The 18,985-nt window shown below is 43.0% G+C and carries 22 protein-coding genes; 6 read left to right on the top strand and 16 right to left on the bottom strand.

Annotated elements, in window-relative coordinates; genetic code table 11:
* Window positions 1-10 precede the first annotated feature (10 nt).
* The 7 genes from NWF01_03620 to NWF01_03590 form a co-directional block, all read right to left on the bottom strand.
* The gene (locus NWF01_03620) at window positions 11-556 is read right to left on the bottom strand and encodes a hypothetical protein (protein MCW4024108.1); all 546 of its coding nucleotides are present in this window, start codon (window positions 554-556) and stop codon (window positions 11-13) included.
* 26 nt (window positions 557-582) lie between these two features.
* Window positions 583-819 (bottom strand): hypothetical protein, encoded by a 237-nt coding sequence (locus NWF01_03615; protein ID MCW4024107.1) that lies wholly within the window; start codon window positions 817-819, stop codon window positions 583-585.
* A gap of 2 nt (window positions 820-821) precedes the next feature.
* Window positions 822-2,027, bottom strand: a complete 1,206-nt coding sequence (locus NWF01_03610) for a hypothetical protein (GenBank protein MCW4024106.1) — start codon at window positions 2,025-2,027, stop codon at window positions 822-824.
* Complete coding sequence (locus NWF01_03605; protein MCW4024105.1) at window positions 2,027-2,266, bottom strand: hypothetical protein; 240 nt, start codon at window positions 2,264-2,266, stop codon at window positions 2,027-2,029. The genes NWF01_03610 and NWF01_03605 overlap by 1 nt, the downstream gene beginning before the upstream one ends.
* A gap of 70 nt (window positions 2,267-2,336) precedes the next feature.
* Window positions 2,337-3,293 (bottom strand): phage major capsid protein, encoded by a 957-nt coding sequence (locus NWF01_03600; GenBank protein MCW4024104.1) that lies wholly within the window; start codon window positions 3,291-3,293, stop codon window positions 2,337-2,339.
* A 10-nt stretch (window positions 3,294-3,303) separates the two neighbouring features.
* Entirely contained in the window at window positions 3,304-3,729 is a 426-nt protein-coding gene (locus NWF01_03595; protein MCW4024103.1) for a DUF2190 family protein, read from the bottom strand.
* 172 nt (window positions 3,730-3,901) lie between these two features.
* Window positions 3,902-4,936 carry a DUF2213 domain-containing protein gene (locus NWF01_03590; GenBank protein ID MCW4024102.1) on the bottom strand — a complete coding sequence of 345 codons (1,035 nt, stop codon included), beginning with the start codon at window positions 4,934-4,936 and terminating at the stop codon, window positions 3,902-3,904.
* 126 nt (window positions 4,937-5,062) lie between these two features.
* Between NWF01_03590 and NWF01_03585 the strand changes: the two genes are divergently transcribed.
* The 5 genes from NWF01_03585 to NWF01_03565 all read left to right on the top strand — a co-directional run bounded on the left by NWF01_03585 (window position 5,063) and on the right by NWF01_03565 (window position 9,156).
* Window positions 5,063-5,239, top strand: a complete 177-nt coding sequence (locus NWF01_03585) for a hypothetical protein (GenBank protein MCW4024101.1) — start codon at window positions 5,063-5,065, stop codon at window positions 5,237-5,239.
* An 80-nt stretch (window positions 5,240-5,319) separates the two neighbouring features.
* Window positions 5,320-5,643, top strand: a complete 324-nt coding sequence (locus NWF01_03580) for a hypothetical protein (GenBank protein MCW4024100.1) — start codon at window positions 5,320-5,322, stop codon at window positions 5,641-5,643.
* Window positions 5,644-5,885: 242 nt separating this feature from the next.
* Window positions 5,886-6,335 (top strand): transcriptional regulator NrdR, encoded by a 450-nt coding sequence (gene nrdR / locus NWF01_03575; protein MCW4024099.1) that lies wholly within the window; start codon window positions 5,886-5,888, stop codon window positions 6,333-6,335.
* Window positions 6,332-8,464, top strand: coding sequence for a ribonucleoside triphosphate reductase (locus NWF01_03570; GenBank protein ID MCW4024098.1), 2,133 nt, complete (start codon window positions 6,332-6,334; stop codon window positions 8,462-8,464). Before nrdR ends, NWF01_03570 begins: the two co-directional genes overlap by 4 nt.
* Window positions 8,465-8,478: 14 nt before the next feature.
* Complete coding sequence (locus NWF01_03565) at window positions 8,479-9,156, top strand: anaerobic ribonucleoside-triphosphate reductase activating protein (protein MCW4024097.1); 678 nt, start codon at window positions 8,479-8,481, stop codon at window positions 9,154-9,156.
* A gap of 146 nt (window positions 9,157-9,302) precedes the next feature.
* On the opposite strand, the gene NWF01_03560 is transcribed toward NWF01_03565, so the two are convergent.
* Window positions 9,303-9,947 (bottom strand): metal-dependent hydrolase, encoded by a 645-nt coding sequence (locus tag NWF01_03560; protein MCW4024096.1) that lies wholly within the window; start codon window positions 9,945-9,947, stop codon window positions 9,303-9,305.
* Between the two features lie 239 nt (window positions 9,948-10,186).
* Between NWF01_03560 and NWF01_03555 the strand changes: the two genes are divergently transcribed.
* Entirely contained in the window at window positions 10,187-10,639 is a 453-nt protein-coding gene (locus NWF01_03555) for a hypothetical protein (GenBank protein ID MCW4024095.1), read from the top strand.
* A gap of 6 nt (window positions 10,640-10,645) precedes the next feature.
* Here the strand turns inward: NWF01_03555 and NWF01_03550 are convergent, their stop codons facing one another.
* From NWF01_03550 to NWF01_03515, 8 genes are read right to left on the bottom strand one after another with little or no spacing between them, the layout of a single operon-like run.
* Complete coding sequence (locus tag NWF01_03550; protein ID MCW4024094.1) at window positions 10,646-10,852, bottom strand: hypothetical protein; 207 nt, start codon at window positions 10,850-10,852, stop codon at window positions 10,646-10,648.
* Window positions 10,853-10,855: 3 nt separating this feature from the next.
* A complete protein-coding gene (locus NWF01_03545) occupies window positions 10,856-11,635 on the bottom strand; it encodes a hypothetical protein (GenBank protein MCW4024093.1) in 780 nt (259 codons plus the stop codon).
* Window positions 11,636-11,689: 54 nt separating this feature from the next.
* Window positions 11,690-13,342: an oligosaccharide flippase family protein gene (locus NWF01_03540; GenBank protein MCW4024092.1), complete on the bottom strand. Its 1,653-nt coding sequence runs from the start codon at window positions 13,340-13,342 to the stop codon at window positions 11,690-11,692.
* 24 nt (window positions 13,343-13,366) lie between these two features.
* The gene (locus NWF01_03535; GenBank protein ID MCW4024091.1) at window positions 13,367-14,350 is read right to left on the bottom strand and encodes a Gfo/Idh/MocA family oxidoreductase; all 984 of its coding nucleotides are present in this window, start codon (window positions 14,348-14,350) and stop codon (window positions 13,367-13,369) included.
* A gap of 13 nt (window positions 14,351-14,363) precedes the next feature.
* Window positions 14,364-15,269 (bottom strand): DUF362 domain-containing protein, encoded by a 906-nt coding sequence (locus tag NWF01_03530; GenBank protein ID MCW4024090.1) that lies wholly within the window; start codon window positions 15,267-15,269, stop codon window positions 14,364-14,366.
* A gap of 33 nt (window positions 15,270-15,302) precedes the next feature.
* Window positions 15,303-16,916 (bottom strand): hypothetical protein, encoded by a 1,614-nt coding sequence (locus NWF01_03525; protein MCW4024089.1) that lies wholly within the window; start codon window positions 16,914-16,916, stop codon window positions 15,303-15,305.
* Between the two features lie 19 nt (window positions 16,917-16,935).
* Window positions 16,936-17,949: a glycosyltransferase family 2 protein gene (locus NWF01_03520; protein ID MCW4024088.1), complete on the bottom strand. Its 1,014-nt coding sequence runs from the start codon at window positions 17,947-17,949 to the stop codon at window positions 16,936-16,938.
* Between the two features lie 19 nt (window positions 17,950-17,968).
* Window positions 17,969-18,937 carry a GNAT family N-acetyltransferase gene (locus tag NWF01_03515; protein MCW4024087.1) on the bottom strand — a complete coding sequence of 323 codons (969 nt, stop codon included), beginning with the start codon at window positions 18,935-18,937 and terminating at the stop codon, window positions 17,969-17,971.
* Window positions 18,938-18,985 lie beyond the last annotated feature (48 nt).

Genomic DNA, 18,985 nt, shown 5'->3' with positions numbered 1-18,985 from the left:
TCAACCTGTTCTATGAAAATGTCATCTGCAGTGACAAAACCCACGTTTCACCTATGCTTTTGGTGCCTTTGCTGGCAGTTTTGCGGTTGAGGTTTTTGCCGCTGTCGTCTGCCGTATTAACCACCGTGAACTCTTCCCAGGCATGGTTTGCGTCTGCACTTCCGAAAGTTGCACGCCACTCCGCGGTCTGCCCGCTTCGCTGTGGGTAACCTGAATCCATTTGTTTGAATGTCTTGTTGGTTTCTGCTTGTAGTCCTGTTTGTGTTGCTGCTTCTGCTGTGTTGTTGTCGCCTACGCCGATTCTTGCGTTTGTATTGTCCCATTTGGTTGGAGTGCCTAAGTCGCAGATGATGTCTATAAGTTCTTGTAGGCCTTCGTTGAGGGCGATATTGTTGGCGAATTGCTCAGTTCCTATGAATGCTGCGTTGAACTGGTTTTGTGCCTGTTTGAGGGGTATTCCATGGGTTAGGGCTTTTGCGATTGTTCCTGTTTGGTCTTTGAATTTGTCGATTCTCCAAGTGGTTTTCCAATTTACTGCATCTTTGGTTTTTTCCATTTTTGTTTCCTCCATTACTCTGAAATTTACTCGTTGTTTCTTGCAACCTCGTTAAGTGACCCATCCATATTCCACGAGAACGAAAGCGTAAACAACAACTCGGCAACATCATATGCCTTCAATGATGCCAAGGTGCCGTTTTGGTTCCAGCAGAACCCCAGTTTGGTAAGTTTTTTTCCAGGTGGCGGGCACGTGAGGTCACTTAAGGCACTGTGAATTGCCCGGTACGCCTCATCATACCTGCCGTATGCAACCTCCGTCACTGCTACTGGTCCTCCTGTGTTTCAGGTTCCCAAAGTTGCCAGCCGAATTTGATTGCGTTTTTGCGGAACTCTTCAGGACGAATCAGGTTTTGCTCGGCAGCTTTGAGAAGGTCGGCGAGGTTGGTTTGCTGCATTTTTATGGGGCTCCAGTTTAGGCGTGTTTGTGCTTTGGCTGGGTTTAGGCCTGCTTGTAAGAGGACAACATCAAAGATTTCTCTTTCAACTTGGCGTTTGATGTAGCGTTGGATAGGTTTGATTAGGATGTCTTGGAGCTCCAGCGCCGCGTTAGCGGATGCCTCAGTGAAGCCAGGTGTGCTAAATAGACGGGGCAGAGGGGTTTCGCAGCCTAGATAGAACTGGTTTATGAGATGATCCACGTAATACTCAAATCTGGCTCGGGGGTCGATGGTAACGGGTTTTATGTCGCCGTTGCCGTTGTAGAAGAGCCATGCGCCTTCTTCACCGCGGTTTTTGATGGCTTGCTGAAATTTGCCAATTGTCTCGTCATCTGCGCGTTCTAGCAGGGCTAAAACGTCTGGTCCAGCATATTTTTCAAAGATTTTAGGCATAATCCGCTCGATTTTGGCTTTGATTGACGCAAAAGCGGGGCGGCGGTCATTTTGGAATGTTAGGGAGTGCAGAAGAACTTGCAGTACCCCTGTGCCATATCCCGAAAAGTCCAAGCAGTTAATATGCCAGTGAATTACTGCTTCTGAGGCGAGGTTTTGTCCTCCAAAGGTTTGTTGTAGTTTGTAGCTTTGGGTTTGGTAGGGAATTTTGAGGTTTTCTTCTTGCAGGTAATTTTGATGTATGCGTTCAATTGCGTCAACGGGGAGGCGGTGGAGTTCTTTGAGGTTTTCTGGGTGAAGTTTTAGCCAAAAATCGTTTCCGCAAGCAATCAGGCTACGTGCCATGTCATTGAGCAAGGAGTCCAAGTTAATTTGCTCATTGAAATTGTCAATGACTGTTTTGGCTTCTGCAGCGTGGTCATATTTTTCGTCTATGGTGGTGTAGAATCCCGAGCCAACAGCGGATGCAGCCAACAAATCCACGCTTGCCTTGCAGGTTGGGTCACGTTCATACAGTTTCATCACATCTGCTAAGGGGACACGGGGTGTTTCGTAAATTGTTCTGCCTTGGGGCGTAGCGTATCCGCTTTTGGTTTTGACTGTTAGGGTTTCAATTAACTGTTGAAGTTTATTGTTCATTAGATGGCCTCCAAAAGTTTGGCTCCTTTCTCTGTGAGAGCATAATTTGCCAAGTGTTTCTGTTCACTTTTCACTACATAGCCACCTTGGGTTAGGTAACGAAATATTCCTTCGAAAGTCGCGTGGGTACCATTTTTGCGTACTGTGCGTTTTTCGAGCTCTGTTCGGCAAAGGGGTTGCCTACTAAGTTCTTTGAGAACAGTTTTTGCAAGGTTCATTCGTTCAGTTAAACGTCTCATGCTTATTCACCGTGAATTTTTTGTTGAAAAAATGGGGAGAAAAAAAAATTGTTTTGACATTGTGGTTGCCTCAGGTTAACTCGTCAGATATTCCTGTCATCTTGGCGATTGCGTTGCTTCGTAGGATTCCAATGCCAAATCGTGTGGTTGCTCGTACGCCGTATTTGCCGTTTTTGATATCTTCCCAATCCTCAACAGTTACGTCTCGGCGCAGAAGCATCACAGAAGCGACACGTGTATCAATGGCATAGGCGGTTCCGTTAGGCACCAGCGTGCTTGCTTGAACTCTCATGCCTAGCACGTTTGAGATTGTTGCTTGGTCAAGGTCTGTTTGTCCAGCTGGGAGGTATTGCGCGTGTATGAATTTGTCGTCGGTTAGTAGCTGGTGGAGTTGGGTTTCGTTAACTGCCAAAACGGTTGGGCGCCAGTTTTCTGAGCGAACCGCATTGTGCAGGTTTACAACTGCATCCCAATCCATAATAGCATCATCTTGGTCCAGTGTGTCTCCGCTTGCTAGGTCTTCGTCTGCTATGTCTCCGTAGAGTTCGATGATGCGGTTGGTTTCTTCTTCGCCAAGGGCTCTGCCGACCTTGTCAACCATGGTGTTCATTACGTTCCAGGTTGCGTCTTCAAGAAACTCGCGGGTCCACTCCTCTGAGGATTCGGCTAGGATGTTGGTGTATATGTCTGTGATGCCGTTTTTTGAGCCACTTAGACGTGTGGCTGCTCCTTCCGCGTACTTGTAGGCGACTGCTTTCTCGTCCAGCGGGAAACGCTCTACGGGTTCAGTGGTTGGCATGACAGTGATGATGTTTCTGCCTATCATGTCGGGGTAAGCTGCCTGAACTAGCGTGTCGTGCATGTGGCCGATGGCTGAGATAGTGTCGCTAAACAAGCCTTCCTTTACGCCTACTTCGCAGTAGCGTTTAAGGAAGGGATGGACTGCGGTTTTATGTTTGAGGGTTTCGAGGTGTTCTTTGAATTCGCCGTCTTGTGCTATGAGAGATTCAAAAAGTTTAGGTTTCATTTTGGGTTACCTACAGTTGGATGAACAGCAAGTCGTCAGCGGTTGCGGTGGTTTCTAGGGCGGTTCCAAGTTTGCGGTTAAAATAGAGCGTATAGGTTGCTGAACCAGCTTCGTCTACAGCCTGATCGGAGAGTTCTAAAACACGATTAGATGAGTCAGCGCCGTAAACTGCTTTGCCCCGCGTGATTGCTTCGCCAGCCTTCACCTTAACTCTGCCCTTAACCAGCACGGGACATTGAGCCTCGGCATTTGCGCTTTTAACTGCTATGCCTATACATTCCTGTGCGGCTGCGGCGGGTGAAACTTTGTGGTCTGAGCTTAAATAGACAGGGTCGCCTTTGGTTACGGGTGCTTCTGCCTCAAAGGATTCGATTATGGCGTTTGGGTCGTCGGTTTCGCCTATTGAAAGCCAAGTTTTCTCGGTTAAATCAGTCATTTTTGTGTTCTCCTTTTTGTTTCGTTTTCACCAAGTTCATCCATGGTTACTTGCGGTCAACAATGTGACTTTCCTGCAAACTACGAAGCCTCAAAACCACACGCCTTAGCTCTTGGCACATACGTTGTGGTCCAAGACTCCAACTACGTTGAATTATCGGTGTGGGTAAAACCTATTCTATTAGCTTCGCGGCTTGACTTACTGGGATGCTGGGTTCGGGGGTTTTTTGGGTTAAACTTGGTACGGGGTTGCTGTCGGGCAGGGTTGGAGTTGTGACTGGTGTTTGGTAGCTTGGGTGCAGGCTAAGCCAGTCTTTGATACTGGTTTGGTCCCAGTGACCTTTAGAGAAGAATATGGCTTGGGTACGCTGAAGGCTGGGTTGTTCTTGTGGCTTGCCCATTACGGCTAAAACACCTTTTTCCTTATCCAACCAAACTGTGCTGAAATGTTCGGGCAGAAAAGCTGCGGTGTCTTGATAAAATCCCAGTGTGTATTCGCCCGACAATATGGGCTCGTATGCTTGTTCTTTGAGGTGAAGTTTTTCGATGATTTGGATGTTGGTTTCTGAAATTCCTGGAACCGCCACCAAACTCATCTCCGCGTTAAAAAGGCCATGGGGGACTTTGCCATTTACTTGGTCAACTGTTTGATAATCCGCTCCCACGCTTACGTGCTGAAGTAAGCCTCTGCGAATCTTCTCTGCGGTGTCTTCGTCATAGATTTCTGCTTCATAGATGATGTTTTTGCCGTCCCATTCTGCACGGGTGACTTTGCCCACCGCATTCTGCGCTGAAACATGCTCAAGATAAACAGGTGCATCTGCAAGTTTGCCTGCGAAAGCCTCAAGTTCTTGTGGCGTGTAAAAATTCATGTTTCGACTCAGTCCCGTGGACATGGCTAAACCGCGAATTTTGAGGGGTTGGTCTAGAATTTTCTCGGCGATTGCGAAGGGCATTATTATGTGGAGGTGTTCTTTTGTGGGGTGGAGTTTGTTGAACCATTCTTGGGCTTTCTCTATTGTCCAGCCTTTGTCTTTTGAGAATAGGTAACTTTGAATTTCCAATGTTTCTTTACCATTTGGCTTTGCAATTATTGCTTGGATTCCTTCTTGTTCGTTTAGAGTAATGGTTTTCTGGGTATCTTTTTGGAAGTCTTCAGGCGCTTTGTGCCCGCTTCTGATTTGTTTTTCTGTTTCTTCCCATGGCATACTGTTTTTCCTCACACATCTGATACCATCATTATATAGTGGGAAACTGAAAAGTCGAATTGTACCATAGGTTTGGTCGTCTGTGGGGTAAACTATGACCATCTGAGTGGGTGAAGTGAAAAAAATTTGGCAAGAAAATGCGTGGTAAAAGTCGTGCTGAGCAAAGAGCAACGTGAGATGCTCTCGGAGTTGGCTTTGCGTTTGGGTGCAAGTGAGAGTGAGACATTGCGGTTGGCTTTGTTGGATTATGTTAAGGAGTTAAGTTTGCTTAGTGAGAGTATTCATCGTAAAAAATTAGGGTAATAGTTTAACTTTCAAGTAAACGCTAAGTTGCCCTACTATATTTAAATACATTCAACGCCAACACATACGTGGGTATCTTAATGGCTACGAAATCAAGAGACTTCAATCAACTCTTGCTACAGGCCATAGACGACTCTTTCAACAGTTTAGGTGGCACCGTACGTGACGCTATATACTTTCACCTAAAAAGCCAATTTCAACTGAGTTATGAAGAAATTCCCCAAAAAATTGACTGTTTCCAAGAGGGTATTGAAAAAATTTTTGGGACAGGTTCCCGCTTTATTGAGATTTTAATACTTAAAAATTTGTATGCTAAGATTAATTTGCCTGATGTTTTTGATAGCGCTAATGATTTGGAATTTATTGATTACATTAACAGGTCAAGGCAAAAGTTTTTGGCTTAATCAGTTTTTGAGCAAGGGCTGACTTTTTTGAGTATATAGTTTATTTAGGCTTCTTTTTTGGAATGGACTTTTTTTGTTGGTTTTTTATTTTGGTTTTTTTGTATAATTTTTATGGGGAGCAAGTTAGCGGTTATCGTATTATTTCATAATTGATGTAAAAAGAACTTATATATGCGCTAAATATAGTGTATAGAAAAGCTTGTTTACACTACACATATAATCCTGCACGAGAGAATATACCTATGAAATGCCCCTACTGCGCCTCAGAAAACTTCAAAACACTCGAAACACGCGACTCCCCAGACAACAGCACGCGCAGAAGAAAAGAATGCGTAAACTGCGGCAAACGCTTCACAACTTATGAGTACGTGGAAACAGTGGAATTGATGGTGCGCAAAAAAGACAACAAGCTTGAACGCTTCGACGTTAACAAAATAATCCGCGGCTTACAAAAAGCATGCGAAAAACGCCCTGTTTCAATGAGCCAAATCAACGAGTTAGCTGGACTTGTACGTCAAGATTTGATGCTAAAAGGTACCGAAGAAGTCGCCACTGCTGAAATCGGCGATTTAATAATGAAGTACATCAAAAACGTCGACCGCGTAGCGTACATTCGCTTCGCATCAGTTTACAAAAAATTTGAAGAGCCTGAAGACTTCAGGCGAGTACTCCTTGAGGTAAAGAAAAAATGAAGTTCGTATTAAAACGTGATAGTAAACTAGAACCCTTCGATCAAGAACGTATTACACATGCCATTTGGAAAGCAGTAAAATCAGTGGGTGGTAGAGACAAAGAACAAGCCAAACGCATCAGCGATGAAGTCATGGCTGAACTCAACAAGAAATATGGCGAAGATGGCGTACCAACAGTTGAAGAAATCCAAGACATAGTTGAGAAACGTTTAATCGAAAACGGTCATGCCCAAACAGCAAAAGCCTACATCCTCTACCGTAAACAACACAATGACATGCGTGAACTCGCAGCGCTCCTGAGTTCTTCAGACATGGTAGACCAGTACCTGCAGCTTGAAGATTGGAGGGTTAAAGAAAACAGCAACATGAGCTACTCCCTGCAGGGACTAAACAATTATCTTTCTTCAACAGTAATCGCCAAATACTGGATTTCACGAATTTACCCACAAAAAATAGCGGAATCACACTTTTCAGGCGACATACACATCCACGATTTAGGCGTACTGGGGCCCTACTGTGTCGGTTGGGACATAAGTGACCTTCTAATGTCAGGTTTTGGAGGTGTAGCTGGAAAAATTGAGAGCAAACCCGCAAAACACTTCCGCACCGCATTAGGTCAAATTGTAAACTTTTTCTATACCCTTCAAGGTGAAGCTGCTGGAGCACAAGCGTTTAGCAACTTTGACACATACCTTGCTCCTTTCATTCGATATGACCATTTACAGCAGAAAGATGTTGAGCAGGCGCTTCAAGAGTTCTTCTTCAACATGAACGTTCCAACTCGTGTGGGTTTCCAAACACCTTTCACCAATTTAACCTTAGACTTAACTGTTCCTAGTTTCATGAAAAACGAAGCCGTCATCTACAACGGTAAAGTAACCCAAGATACCTACGGCGACATGACCAAAGAAATGGAAATGTTCAACGTAGCCTTCGCAGAAGTCATGAAACAAGGTGATAGCAAAGGCAGAGTTTTCACTTTCCCAATCCCAACATACAACATAACCAAAGACTTTGACTGGGACTCCAAAGTGTCGCAAGCAATCTTTGAAGTCACCGCCAAATACGGCGTACCATACTTTAGCAACTTTGTTAACAGCGACATGAAACCCGAAGACGTACGCAGCATGTGTTGCCGTCTAAGAATTGACAATCGTGAACTCCGAAAACGTGGAGGAGGCTTCTTTGGAGCAAACCCCCTTACAGGTAGCATCGGAGTAGTCACACTTAACATTCCAAGAATTGGATATCTCGCTAAGGATGAAGCGGAATTCTTTGAGCGACTAGAAAAACTCATGGAAACCGCTAAAGCCAGCTTAGAAATAAAACGTAAAGTCCTTGAAGCATTCACCGAAAACGGCTTGTACCCCTACAGCAGACGCTACCTACGCCATGTCTACGAGGGATATGGCAGATACTGGAAAAATCACTTCTCAACCATCGGCATAGTAGGCATAAACGAAGCCGTCATTAACTTGATTGGGCAAAATATCGCCTCAAAAGAGGGGCAAGCTTTCGCCGTTAAAATACTCTCGTTCATGCGTAAGCATCTTGTAGATTATCAGGAGGAAACAGGCAGCATATACAATCTTGAAGCCACTCCGGCAGAGGGCACATCATACCGTCTTGCCCGCTTAGATCAAAAACGCTACCGCAACATCATCTTTGCCAACCAAAAACAAATCCTTGCTAATCGCGCGGAACCCTTCTACACTAACAGTTCTCAGTTACCTGTTGACTTTTCAGGTGACCTCTTTGATGCACTGGAAAATCAGGAAACCCTGCAGTCACTATATACCGGTGGAACTGTTTTCCACATCTTCCTTGGAGAACGCTTGCAATCATGGAAGTCTGCTGCTGAACTTATAAAGAAAGTTGCATGGAACTCAAAACTGCCTTACTTCACATTAACACCTACCTTTAGCGTCTGCCCAACACATGGCTACCAAAGCGGAGAACACAAAACCTGCCCAGTCTGCGGTGCAACAAGCGAGATTTACTCGCGAGTAGTCGGCTATCTGCGTCCTGTTGACCAGTGGAACGATGGCAAACGAGCAGAATTCGATATACGCAAAACCTTTGACCGCTCAACAGTACAGCAAACTGCTCAAGTTCCAGCGTCAACTTAAGAGTGAAGGATATCATGAAGTTTAGCGGACTACAAAAAACCAGTTTACTTGATTTCCCCGACAAAATAGCTAGCGTACTGTTCACTCCTGGATGCAACCTGCGCTGCCCCTACTGCCACAACTGGCGCATAGCAACCAACCCCCAACCGCCCTTTCTCGCGGAAGGGCTAGCGTGGGAGATTTTGGAGGCACGCAAAAAATACGTTGATGCCGTCGTTATTACAGGCGGAGAACCCTGCATGCACAAAGAATTGCCCCAGTTCATAGCCAAACTCAAAGAACATGGTTTCTTAGTGAAGCTGGATACAAACGGGTTTTATCCAGATGTACTGCAAGAGTGCCTCTCAAGCGTTGATTATGTAGCGTTAGATGTTAAAACCAGCCCTGAAAAGTACCCTCTTTTAGGTGCAAAAGACATTTCAGGTTTTCTACGTTCCATTGAACTGCTCAAAACAAGCAATGTTCCTTGCGAGTTCCGCATAACAGTGGTTCCCGAAATTGTAACCGCCCAAGACATCGCCGTCATCGCCGAACTATTAAAAGGCGCAAAAACCGTTGCGCTGCAACAATTCATAGCAAACGATACATTGGACAAACGTTTTGAGACACTAAACCAATATCCGCCAGAGACATTCCAAGAATTCGCTGATACACTAAAGAAGTCTGTTGGTAATGTGATTTTACGAATTTAAGATGCTGGTCTCTCATGCGACCACTTTCGCATTACCAAGAAACCCGCCAGAACCAAATTTTGCAATAAATCACCAATAGATGTTGCATAGTGGCAGTTCCAAGAAGAACATATCTCTAAACGTATTGGATGATTGAATTGAGCAGTTTAGTTGGGTTTGTAGAGGTCTTGAAATGATTTAAGGGAGCGGAGGGTTATCGTGATGGCTGCCACAAACACAACAAGACAAACCACATGGGATAGTGCCAAAGCAGGGAAAGTGCAGATTAGCGGTTGTGAGAGGGGGTAGCCGATTAGGGGCGGAAGAAGCACAGTGGCGGTTGGAATTATCATAAACAGGTTAGTTTTGTCTGCTTTGAAAAACACGCGATAATCACCAGTTTTAATCATTAAGGTTACAGCAACCGCAAACAGCGCAAGCTCAACAATCTCGTCCCCTACACTAAACACGTCAATAAAGGGACCTCCAAGCTCAGCTAAACCATAACTAGCCTGCAAAGGCCACAAAAGCTGCACGTTTCCACCCATTATGAAGTCTGCGATTAGAGAGTGGGATAAGAAGGCTATGAAGTAGGGTATGGCTTGTTTTTTGTATTTCCAGAAAAAGGGTAAAAACAGGATTACTGCAAAAAGTATTGAGTGTGTTATGCCACGGTGTAATTCTGTCCCCGAGATTGTGCTAAATACTATGTCTATGTCGGGTAATATGGAGGCGACAAGTATGAGGGGTATGTTTATTTTAGTGTGGAGGGCTTTTGCGGATGCTTTACCGAGAAGGTATGCTATAGCCATGTGTCCAACTGCAAACAAGTGGTTTTTTCCTCTTTTAGAGGGGGTTGGAATTTTTTTCGTGGCTATTAAGCGTTGAGGTTTAGAGTGTATTTTGTGATGCTCGTCTGCGGCAGCTTTTTGTGCTGTCTGGATTCAGGCGGCATGGTTTCGTGTATTTATGTGTTATTTAAAATAAATTATCTAAATAAACAATCTTTATTAATACTCAAGTCTTGCGTTATGAGATAGAGGTGGTTGAAATGAAAATAAACAAAACAATAACCATACTCCTAATAGCAATAGTAGCATCCGTATCACTCACCATCATGACAGCTGCAACCTTATCCGCAAACGACCAAGTTCCCTCAAGCGGAAACATCACTACAATCAACGTAGCAGTCTATAATGACCAAGCTTGTACACAAAAATGCACATCAATAGACTGGGACACCATAGCCGCAGGCGGTTCAGCAAGCAAAACAGTATACATCAAAAACACAGGCGGCGTGCCTATCACGCTAAGCATGAACTGTACCGACTGGACTCCTGAAGCCGCCGCTGGGCCAATGACCCTTGGCTGGAACAGAGAAAACACTGCGTTAACAGCAGGTCAGTCCATAAGCGCCACAATTTCATTAAACGTTAGCCCAATAATAGATTCCAGCATAACTAACTTCAGCTTTAACATAATAATAACAGGAGAACAAAGCTAACTTTCTTTAAATCAATTGAATTACACGCATAAAAACAGTTACTCCAAACGCTAAACCGCACCCAACAGCCACTAGCCTCAAAAGTTTTTTATCAACTAAACTTGACACGTACTCTGGCAGGGAATAAAGCAGTTCTGAACCAACAACAACGATGACTGCTACAACTGCAAGCCACAAACTTACATCAGACAAGGACAACGGAAAAAACATCATGCATCACCCCAAGACCTCAAATAAAACCTCAACTTTCCCGCCAGAAACTTTCTGCTCCCTTATTGAGACGGATTTTGCAAAATTTTTAGCTAATGCACAAGCTACAGCACTAACAACTGGGCAACCCAGAGCATTAACCACTTGCAAGTTTGTTTGATTCACATATAGGCTTTGGAAAATTACAGGTGAAACTTCTAAACTGACAAGGTTTTCTGCTTTAAAAGATATTTTCACGTTTTTTGCCAAGTTTGACTCTATGATGCTTCGCGTCAGTAGTTCAAATACATCTGAAGATTTGACTGTGGATAAATCAACTTTGAGTTCTGCTTCAAAATCAGATAATAAATCATAGCCAGGTGCTGTGACAAAAAGACCATTAGTGTTAGATGACAAAAACTTGCCTTTAACCATGTCATCAATGGATGGTGGACCCTTGTATGATTCGTTGGTGATGAAAACAAGAGATTCTCTTAGACTGTGAAGGTACCTTGGTATAACAACATCTGAAGGGTAGGCAGGAATGTAGTAGCCTTTGCCTGTGAAGGCATAGTTATTCATTATTCGGTTTAGGGTTGAATAGTTTGATTTTGCTGTGCTGTCCATGAAGGAGGCTTCCACCATGTTTCCTACATGGGTAAAACTAAAAATTGCACCCCAAAAAATCAAACCTAGACCAACAAAGGCTAAAATCTGGTTTGTATAAAAAACAGATAGAATAATACATAAAGCACCTAAAGCAACAAAAGATGCGGCAACAGCCGACATTTTTTCTTTCGGATTCATTACAAAAACTCGCCTAATAATATATGATACTTATAGAATTTATTGTTATTTGTTCTATTCTTTTTTGTAGCCGTTTTCCCTACAGATTTTACGCATTAAAAGTAAGGGCAAATTAAGAATTTTAGAAACAATTCCCAACCCAGAAAACATTGTTTTAAAATTATCAATGTCTGCTTGACTAACCGCGCCAATCAACGGAGCTGTAACTAAGTAAACTGTTACGAAAATGATGAAACCCAAAACAAGCAATATTGAGTAGGGCAAACTAACAAATGTAATAAATACAAACGTGACTAATGATGCAAATAGGGCTGCAATGAAGATTTTTCCTGAAGACTTAAAGTTGGCTTTTACGCCATATTTTTTCCAACTCCAATACAGACCCCACATAGGACCCGGCAAGCATGAAAGCAAAATTCCAAGAATACCACCAACAACAGCAAAGGCTTCTCCACCAATTGATTTAAGATATACAATCAAAAAGTACGTTGCAGGAAGCGAAATCACCAAGGACAAAATACTTTGTTTCATTATCTGGTTAGTTTCTCGAATACCGGTTTGAAACGTGCCTAAACTAATTGTGCCAAAAAGGGGCAAGAGACTAATTAATGAAGAGAGCGCCAAAAACATGGCTGCATAAGGAAACTTGGGAGCTGCTCCAACAACAAAAAGAGAGTTGATTATGCCGTCTGCGGGAAATAGTGTGTTAACTATTGGTGCAGCGAGGGTAATCATAATCATTGCTACGGGAATCATAAGTAAAGATGTGTATTTTACTGAAGTTGCAAAAACTGTTTGTAGAAGGCCCGATTCCTTTTTTGGGTCCAATTTGGAGAATGCTGGGAAAAGAGCAGTGGCTATTGGAAAAGAGACAAAGGTTATAATGACGTTAAAGTATGTTGCAGCGTAATAGTTACCCATGGTAGGGTTTGAAGCATAAACTGCCATCAGGAAAGCAACCGCTTGAGGCAACAACCCCACAACCAAATTTGAAACAGAAAGAGGAACACCATAGTTTAGCATTGATTTTATGCTTGCAGTGATTTCGCTCCAAGGGATTTTATCTTTTTTAAGATATCGGTACAGTTTGAAATAAATCAGTGCAAACGAAACCAGTGCACCCGCCAAAACAGAGACAGTTGCTGCAACAACGGCGCCTAAAACACTAAAGCCGAGAATAACCAATAAGGGTCCAAGAGAAGTTTTAACTACAGACTGAACGATGGTAGCGGAACTGTTAAGCCACATGCGTTCATACCCAATGAAAATCGCGGATGTAGCTGCAATCACAGCACCCGTAAAGATAGACAGTGAGTAGATTGCGATTAAATTGGTAACTTCAGGTCTTTGTAGGATAATAGCCAGAGGACCTGAAAGGGCAAAGCAAGCCAAAGAGAGGGCTACGCCGCCGATTAATTCAAAAATTGTCCCAGAAACAATCACTTTATGAATTTCAGAGTCACGCCCAGAAGACCGCAACGCAGCGATTTGCTGGGTCATTGCTGAGTTGACGCCTAAATCTCTAAAGAAGTTAATCATTGACGCGGGAATTAAGGCTACACCGTACAGCCCTAATTCGTTGTCTGATAGGAGGGATGCTAAGATCAGGGTGCCGACAGCCATGATTACTGATGATGCTACCACTCCGATTAACAAATGGAAGCTGCCTGTTGCTGAAGATTTGCCCATTTGTAACGCTTTATCCATGTAGCACCATTCAACCGAACGCTGTTACTCTAACTGTATCCTGTTTTTATAGGCTTTGGATATAACCTCTAAATCCAATAAAGCGTCCTCTCCAGACGGCGATGGCGACTGATTATTTTTTAGACAATCAACAAAATATTGCAGTTCATCTAAATGCGGTTGAAGAAAACTGGATATGCCTTTAGTAAACATTTGATATGCACCAGATATTGAGCTGGGCGGCATGTGCTCAGTGAAAACGTTGCGAACAGTTCCAAGCATGTTCAGTTTAAGAGCGTACTCTTGTGAAAACCAGCCCACATTAATCATAGCCACCGCACCACAATTAAACTTGGCAAGACACAACGCGGAATCCTCAAAATCCAAGTTCAAACGATGCCCAAAGTAGCCCTTAACATCCACTACTTCGCCAAGCATCCACCGCAAAAGGTTGATGAGATGACAACCTAAATCCATGAGCACTCCGCCTCCGGATTCTGCAGCGTTAAACCACCATTCAGGGACAGGAACAGGCGAGTAACCTACAGCCCGATGAAAGAAGGGGCCTGAACTAACATAGGTTGCATGCGCGTTTTCCACATCGCCGATTAACCCGTTTTCCAACTGGCTTTTTAGGTTAAGAAATGTTTTGTTGAACCGCAAGGGATAACCAACCATCAGTTTGACCGAGTTTTGGTTTGCGGCGTTGATGATTTGTCTGGCTTGATTCACAGATACCGCGATGGGTTTTTCAAGAAAAATATTCTTGTGTGCTTCAGCAGTGTCTATGGCGCATTTTAAGTGAAGATGTGTTGGTAGGGAAATCAGCACGGCATCAACTTCGGGGTCTTTTAGCAAGTCAACGTAATTGTTGAATGTTTTTTTCACGCCCATGTTTTTGGCGTTCTGTAAGGCTTTTGTTGACACATCTGCAGCCGCGATAACTTGTGCGTCTTGTAGTTTTAAGCTATGTTTTAGATGTGTTTGTCCAATAAAGCCCAGTCCAATTATACCCAGTTTAACAGTCAAAAGGAAAACCTCCTTATTCAAGCCCCATTCTTTTTCCAAGCCCAACCTTAAGAATCACCTTAAGCACCAAGCCCATGAATTTGCTTCGGAAGGCTTTTTTAGGATACAACGCTTTGAAATCCTCCAGCGGCGCGCCTTTAGCCAAAAATTCTCTAGAACCCACACCCTCTTTTTCTGCAGTTTTAAAATAGGGAATTTTTTCGGGGTTTAACCAGGCGATTTGGGCGCAAGCAACATCTAACGCTACTGGGTCAAGGCTTGCCATGGTGAGTCCCAGTCGTCTTGGTTGAACGCCTGAAGCGATGTTATTGTCAATGAGGAAGAGGTTAAAACGCATAGCTTTGTTTAAAGCTACAATCACGTTGCCTAGGTTAGTGTGGTATTCATATTTTTTCTTGTATGGATTGCAGCCGTAGATGTTTTTGAGTGCACAGGTCAGCTTAACAGGGTCAACGGTGTACTTGATTTTTGCAATGTCAATTTTTAGGTCGGCGTTTTGGATTATTTTTGGAACATTAAAAGTATAGCTTTTTTGGTTGCAAGAAACTGTGGCTGGCGTGGCGTCTTCTTCGGAGAGGTTTATGAGTTTTACGTTTTTTTCTTGGGCAAGTTGCTCATAGCCCAGCATTCGGTCCACGTGTTTGCAGCGCATTGCGGAGGCATCGGATTCAATTATGGAGATGTCTATTGTGGGGTATGTTTTCTCTCTGATGAGGTCTATTAAGTCTGCTACGAATTTGGGGTCAGTGGTTTGTCCCGTTGAACATTCAAGGTAATAGCACAGGTTAGGTTTAATCACGACTGTTTTTATGTTGCCTTTAAAAGTGTAACCAATCAGGTCTAATGCTTCAGCGATAGCTTGTTTGTATGCAAGACGCTGGTTTACATTGTTAATTTTTACTAAGCTTACTAAACTCAAAGTAGTTTCTCCTGAAAAGTAGAAGCCTAACAGTTAGGCTCTGCTGACAAATTTCTTTATGTTATTGATGCATTCTCGGGCGCTTCTTAAACTGTTTACTTTAATTAAGGCATTCATGAGAACGTTAGCTTGAACCCATAAGGACTGCTGTTTAGACAGGTTTTCCCTGTTGGAATATATCAACCTATTAAAAGAGTAATAGGGTAACTCGTCGAGAAGAATTTTTGAATCCAAATATGCCACATAAACGTCATAGTACTCCAGTCCAGAGGCAACTTTGCGAGGTACACGTATTTGATGTTCAGAAGGCAAAGAATGCAGTATGTCATCTAAGTAACGATTCCAACCCGGAGCACAATGTTCATGTTCAATACTTTCCTTCAAATCATGAGCTTTCCCAAAATACGCGCCAGAATCATTTATCATCAAATCAAGCAAATCCGCAAATTCTCCAGTTGACTTTGCCGCAGTGAACTGTTTTAGAAAAGAAACATCATCACAACCGCTAATATGCGGAAGCTCTTTAATCTCCAAACAAACAGCAGGTATACTATGGGCACCCGCTTCAAGAAAAGCGGTTCCGCTTGCACACGGAAAACTCCCTACATACAAGTCAGCCGCTTGATACAATGTTTCTAAAGAAGCCCGATCCAACAGGCCTAACGCTTTGATTCTTCCATCAACTTGCAGTGCAGATTTTGCCCAAAGCCCCTGATTTGCGGGTCCCACCGCGAACAATTTTGCGTTAGGATGACTTTTTAGAACATCAACCATAACATTCAAGAAATCATATTTACCGTAGGGCAAAAACTTCTCTGGACGCCCAACCGCTAACAACATCACGTCTTTGGAAGACAAGCCTAACTGTGCACGGGCAGCGTCTTTGAAGGGCTTGACATCGTTTTTTGTTAAGGGTATAGGCAGAATCTTTGACCGTGACAATCCGCGGCGTTTAACACATAAATCAGCGCCAGAAAAGTGATAATCAACCGCTAAATCTACAATGCTGGCATTAATCCAAAAGGTGTGGTCTGCATGATTAATCAGGATTACTGGGGGTCCACCCTCCACGCCGAATGCAAGTGTCGGCAAAGGATCGAAGGGGTGAACTACCAAGACTACGATGTCAGCGTTTTCGTGGGCAAATTTTCTTAGGAAAAGTGCTTGTTTGAAGATGTTACTTGAAATTTCTGGAAGAGAAACATATTGTCCTTGCGATTTTTTTATGACAGTATGTAGCGGGGAGTGAGATTCTTTGTCATTAGACGTTACTACTAGGCTGTGCACAGAGCTTTGGCGCGTGTTTTCTATCCATCTTGAAACAAAAGCGGTATGTCCACCTGTGCTGTAACTTTCAGTGATAACATGCAAAAAACGTGTTTTGCCCTTAGTCACTGGCTTTATACCCCGCAGGCAATCGTTAGGGTTAACAAGTTCTCCATCGATTTTTTTTGCTATAGAAATAAGCATTTCTTCCAGGGTTGAATCAAAATAAAAGCCAGGGTGACGAACAAAAGCAAAGTGAGCAGCAATCTTTGCCCAGGCTACAGCAGATTCGTAATTACCTTTACTGTATGAGGTAACCGCCAATTTTTCAGCTTTATCAAACAGTCGCTTATTTTCCATGAGCTGTTTTTTATAACTCAAAATGTTGTTCTCCAAATTTTTAGGCTGGCTTTTTTGAGAGTAACATTTGAAATCCTGAAATGTTGGCGATAAAAATGCTCTTCAGCAAATCCGTTACTTCTCTTAGGTTTTGGGCATGCTTTACTTTTAGTGAAAGATTGATTATAACCCAGGAAAGCCTATGCATAACTGAAAGGCTAGGTTCAGAACTGTAAAGACGGAAAAACAGCAGTTGAGTTTCAACTTGACGTAGAACCATCCGGTTATGGTCAGTTAAGTTGCGGCTAAGCGTTTGACCATGCGAAAGATGGTTAACTTTAGCATTTGGGTTAAAAAGCAGAACATAACCTTTTTTCCACAAATACCACCCCAGATACTGCTCCCATGCTACCCCATAAGTCCACGCGGGAAATGAAAAATCCTTCAACGGTTTCCTCAAAACGGACATGTTAGCGCCCATGCCAAGAAGCGATTTCGTGACTTTGCTGTTAGCTTGCTGGGCCATACTCAAATTGTAATCTACAATACCTGCCTTGGAAATGTACACTAGAAAATCTTCTTGGCCATCAATGGGGCAACTCCAAAGTTTTCTGCCAACATCAAACAGGGAAACATGGTACTCAGGGATAATTTCTGAGCTTCGCCCCGCAACTGGCACCGCAACATCACCACTTAAAAATGATGGAATAACATTGCCTGAAACCCCACCGACACCCACATTGTAGCTTTTAACATGGTTTTCTAGCCAGTCAGGTGCAGGAACCGCATCATCATCTAGGAAAATGATTACATCTCCAGAAGCGAGTTTTAAGCCGACGTTTAGCTGGTCGGTTACACATCCACCGCTTTTTCGGGTGTAGTTGAAGAGGCGAATGTTTAGCTTGTTTTTGTAGTTGTTAACTACCTCTGGGGTTTTGTCTCCGCTGGGCTTAAGAATCACCAGAACCTCAAAGTTGTTGTAGGTTTGTTTGGTTAAGCCTTCAAGAGCGTATCCTATCAATTGTGCCCTTTTAAAGGTTGGAATAATAATTGAGACAAACGGGTAATAACTCAAAAAATCGCCTCTAAAAGTTTTAAACGATTATCTGATAGGTGTCATACATTATGGCGCTTGCGGAAAAGTTTTCTTTACGCCGAATTAAACCTAAATTTAGAAAATGGCCCATTTTTTCTGTAGAGATTCCAAAATCAAAGTATTTCTTGTTCTTGTACTGTTCTCTGATAAGGTAGTCTTCGATTATATCTTGTGCACCTATGTCCCGACCTTTTGGGGAGTTAGCGGCGTACTGGATGTGAGTAACGTTTTTGCTTTCATAAACCACTATGCCCGCAAGCATAGCGCTATCTTGAAAGGACGCAAACAATTTGATGTTCTCGGGAAACCTGCTTGCTAAAAGCTTAATCTCCTCCAATGTATGCACAGGCTTAACGTTATGCCGTGTCTGCAAAGAATCAGCCAGTATCTTCATGAAAGACCCAAAATCTGAGGACTGACGAACCACTATACCGTTTTTTTGTGCTTTCTGTATGTTTCTTTTTCTGCTGTAGGCAAACTCGCTGGCTTTAGGGAGCAAAATGCAAGAGGAAACATTTCGAATTTCTAATCGTGCTTTACAGGTAAAAAGCGCATACAAGTCTTCATCAGAAGGTACCAGATGATAAATGTAGGGTATTGTCTTGTAAACAACTTCTTTAATTGATTGATTCCTGCAATGGTTCAAAAGAGCTTCAAAAATGTTAAGCATCAAAGGAGTTTTCATGTTAAACCCGCTGATTACTCCACCAAACGTCAACCCACCATGACTGTATAGGGTTTCTTTGTAAACGTTTGCAGGAAGCAAAGCAACTAACTGATCCTCATTAAAGAACATTAAAGAATGGTCTTGGAAGCGGTTAGAGTGGTAGTCCATGTATTCACGGTAGAATAAGAAAACGCCGTTTTTTGACGTAGAAACAAAAGTGTTCCATTGATTTTTGTGCTCTGGCGTGTAAGCACAAAGGGTAACTGTACCTTTGTTTTCAGAAGAAAAATCGGTGATCATAAATCATGTTTTATGAGCTAAAACAGGCTTTTAAATTTGATGCTTAGA

The sequence above is a fragment of the Candidatus Bathyarchaeota archaeon genome, assembly GCA_026014585.1.
Lineage (GTDB): Archaea > Thermoproteota > Bathyarchaeia > Bathyarchaeales > Bathycorpusculaceae > Bathycorpusculum.
The sequence above is the reverse complement of the archived record's forward strand: the minus strand, read 5'-3'. Positions and strand labels throughout refer to the sequence as shown.

Bases quoted from the DNA above. Each gene is read 5' to 3' on its own strand.
- NWF01_03620 (MCW4024108.1), bottom strand. From the start codon at position 556: ATGGAAAAAACCAAAGATGCAGTAAATTGGAAAACCACTTGGAGAATC.
- NWF01_03610 (MCW4024106.1), bottom strand. From the start codon at position 2,027: ATGAACAATAAACTTCAACAGTTAATTGAAACCCTAACAGTCAAAACC.
- NWF01_03605 (MCW4024105.1), bottom strand. From the start codon at position 2,266: ATGAGACGTTTAACTGAACGAATGAACCTTGCAAAAACTGTTCTCAAA.
- NWF01_03600 (MCW4024104.1), bottom strand. From the start codon at position 3,293: ATGAAACCTAAACTTTTTGAATCTCTCATAGCACAAGACGGCGAATTC.
- NWF01_03595 (MCW4024103.1), bottom strand. From the start codon at position 3,729: ATGACTGATTTAACCGAGAAAACTTGGCTTTCAATAGGCGAAACCGAC.
- NWF01_03590 (MCW4024102.1), bottom strand. From the start codon at position 4,936: ATGCCATGGGAAGAAACAGAAAAACAAATCAGAAGCGGGCACAAAGCG.
- NWF01_03580 (MCW4024100.1), top strand. From the start codon at position 5,320: ATGGCTACGAAATCAAGAGACTTCAATCAACTCTTGCTACAGGCCATA.
- nrdR (MCW4024099.1), top strand. From the start codon at position 5,886: ATGAAATGCCCCTACTGCGCCTCAGAAAACTTCAAAACACTCGAAACA.
- NWF01_03570 (MCW4024098.1), top strand. From the start codon at position 6,332: ATGAAGTTCGTATTAAAACGTGATAGTAAACTAGAACCCTTCGATCAA.
- NWF01_03565 (MCW4024097.1), top strand. From the start codon at position 8,479: ATGAAGTTTAGCGGACTACAAAAAACCAGTTTACTTGATTTCCCCGAC.
- NWF01_03560 (MCW4024096.1), bottom strand. From the start codon at position 9,947: ATGGCTATAGCATACCTTCTCGGTAAAGCATCCGCAAAAGCCCTCCAC.
- NWF01_03555 (MCW4024095.1), top strand. From the start codon at position 10,187: ATGAAAATAAACAAAACAATAACCATACTCCTAATAGCAATAGTAGCA.
- NWF01_03550 (MCW4024094.1), bottom strand. From the start codon at position 10,852: ATGATGTTTTTTCCGTTGTCCTTGTCTGATGTAAGTTTGTGGCTTGCA.
- NWF01_03545 (MCW4024093.1), bottom strand. From the start codon at position 11,635: ATGAATCCGAAAGAAAAAATGTCGGCTGTTGCCGCATCTTTTGTTGCT.
- NWF01_03540 (MCW4024092.1), bottom strand. From the start codon at position 13,342: ATGGATAAAGCGTTACAAATGGGCAAATCTTCAGCAACAGGCAGCTTC.
- NWF01_03515 (MCW4024087.1), bottom strand. From the start codon at position 18,937: ATGATCACCGATTTTTCTTCTGAAAACAAAGGTACAGTTACCCTTTGT.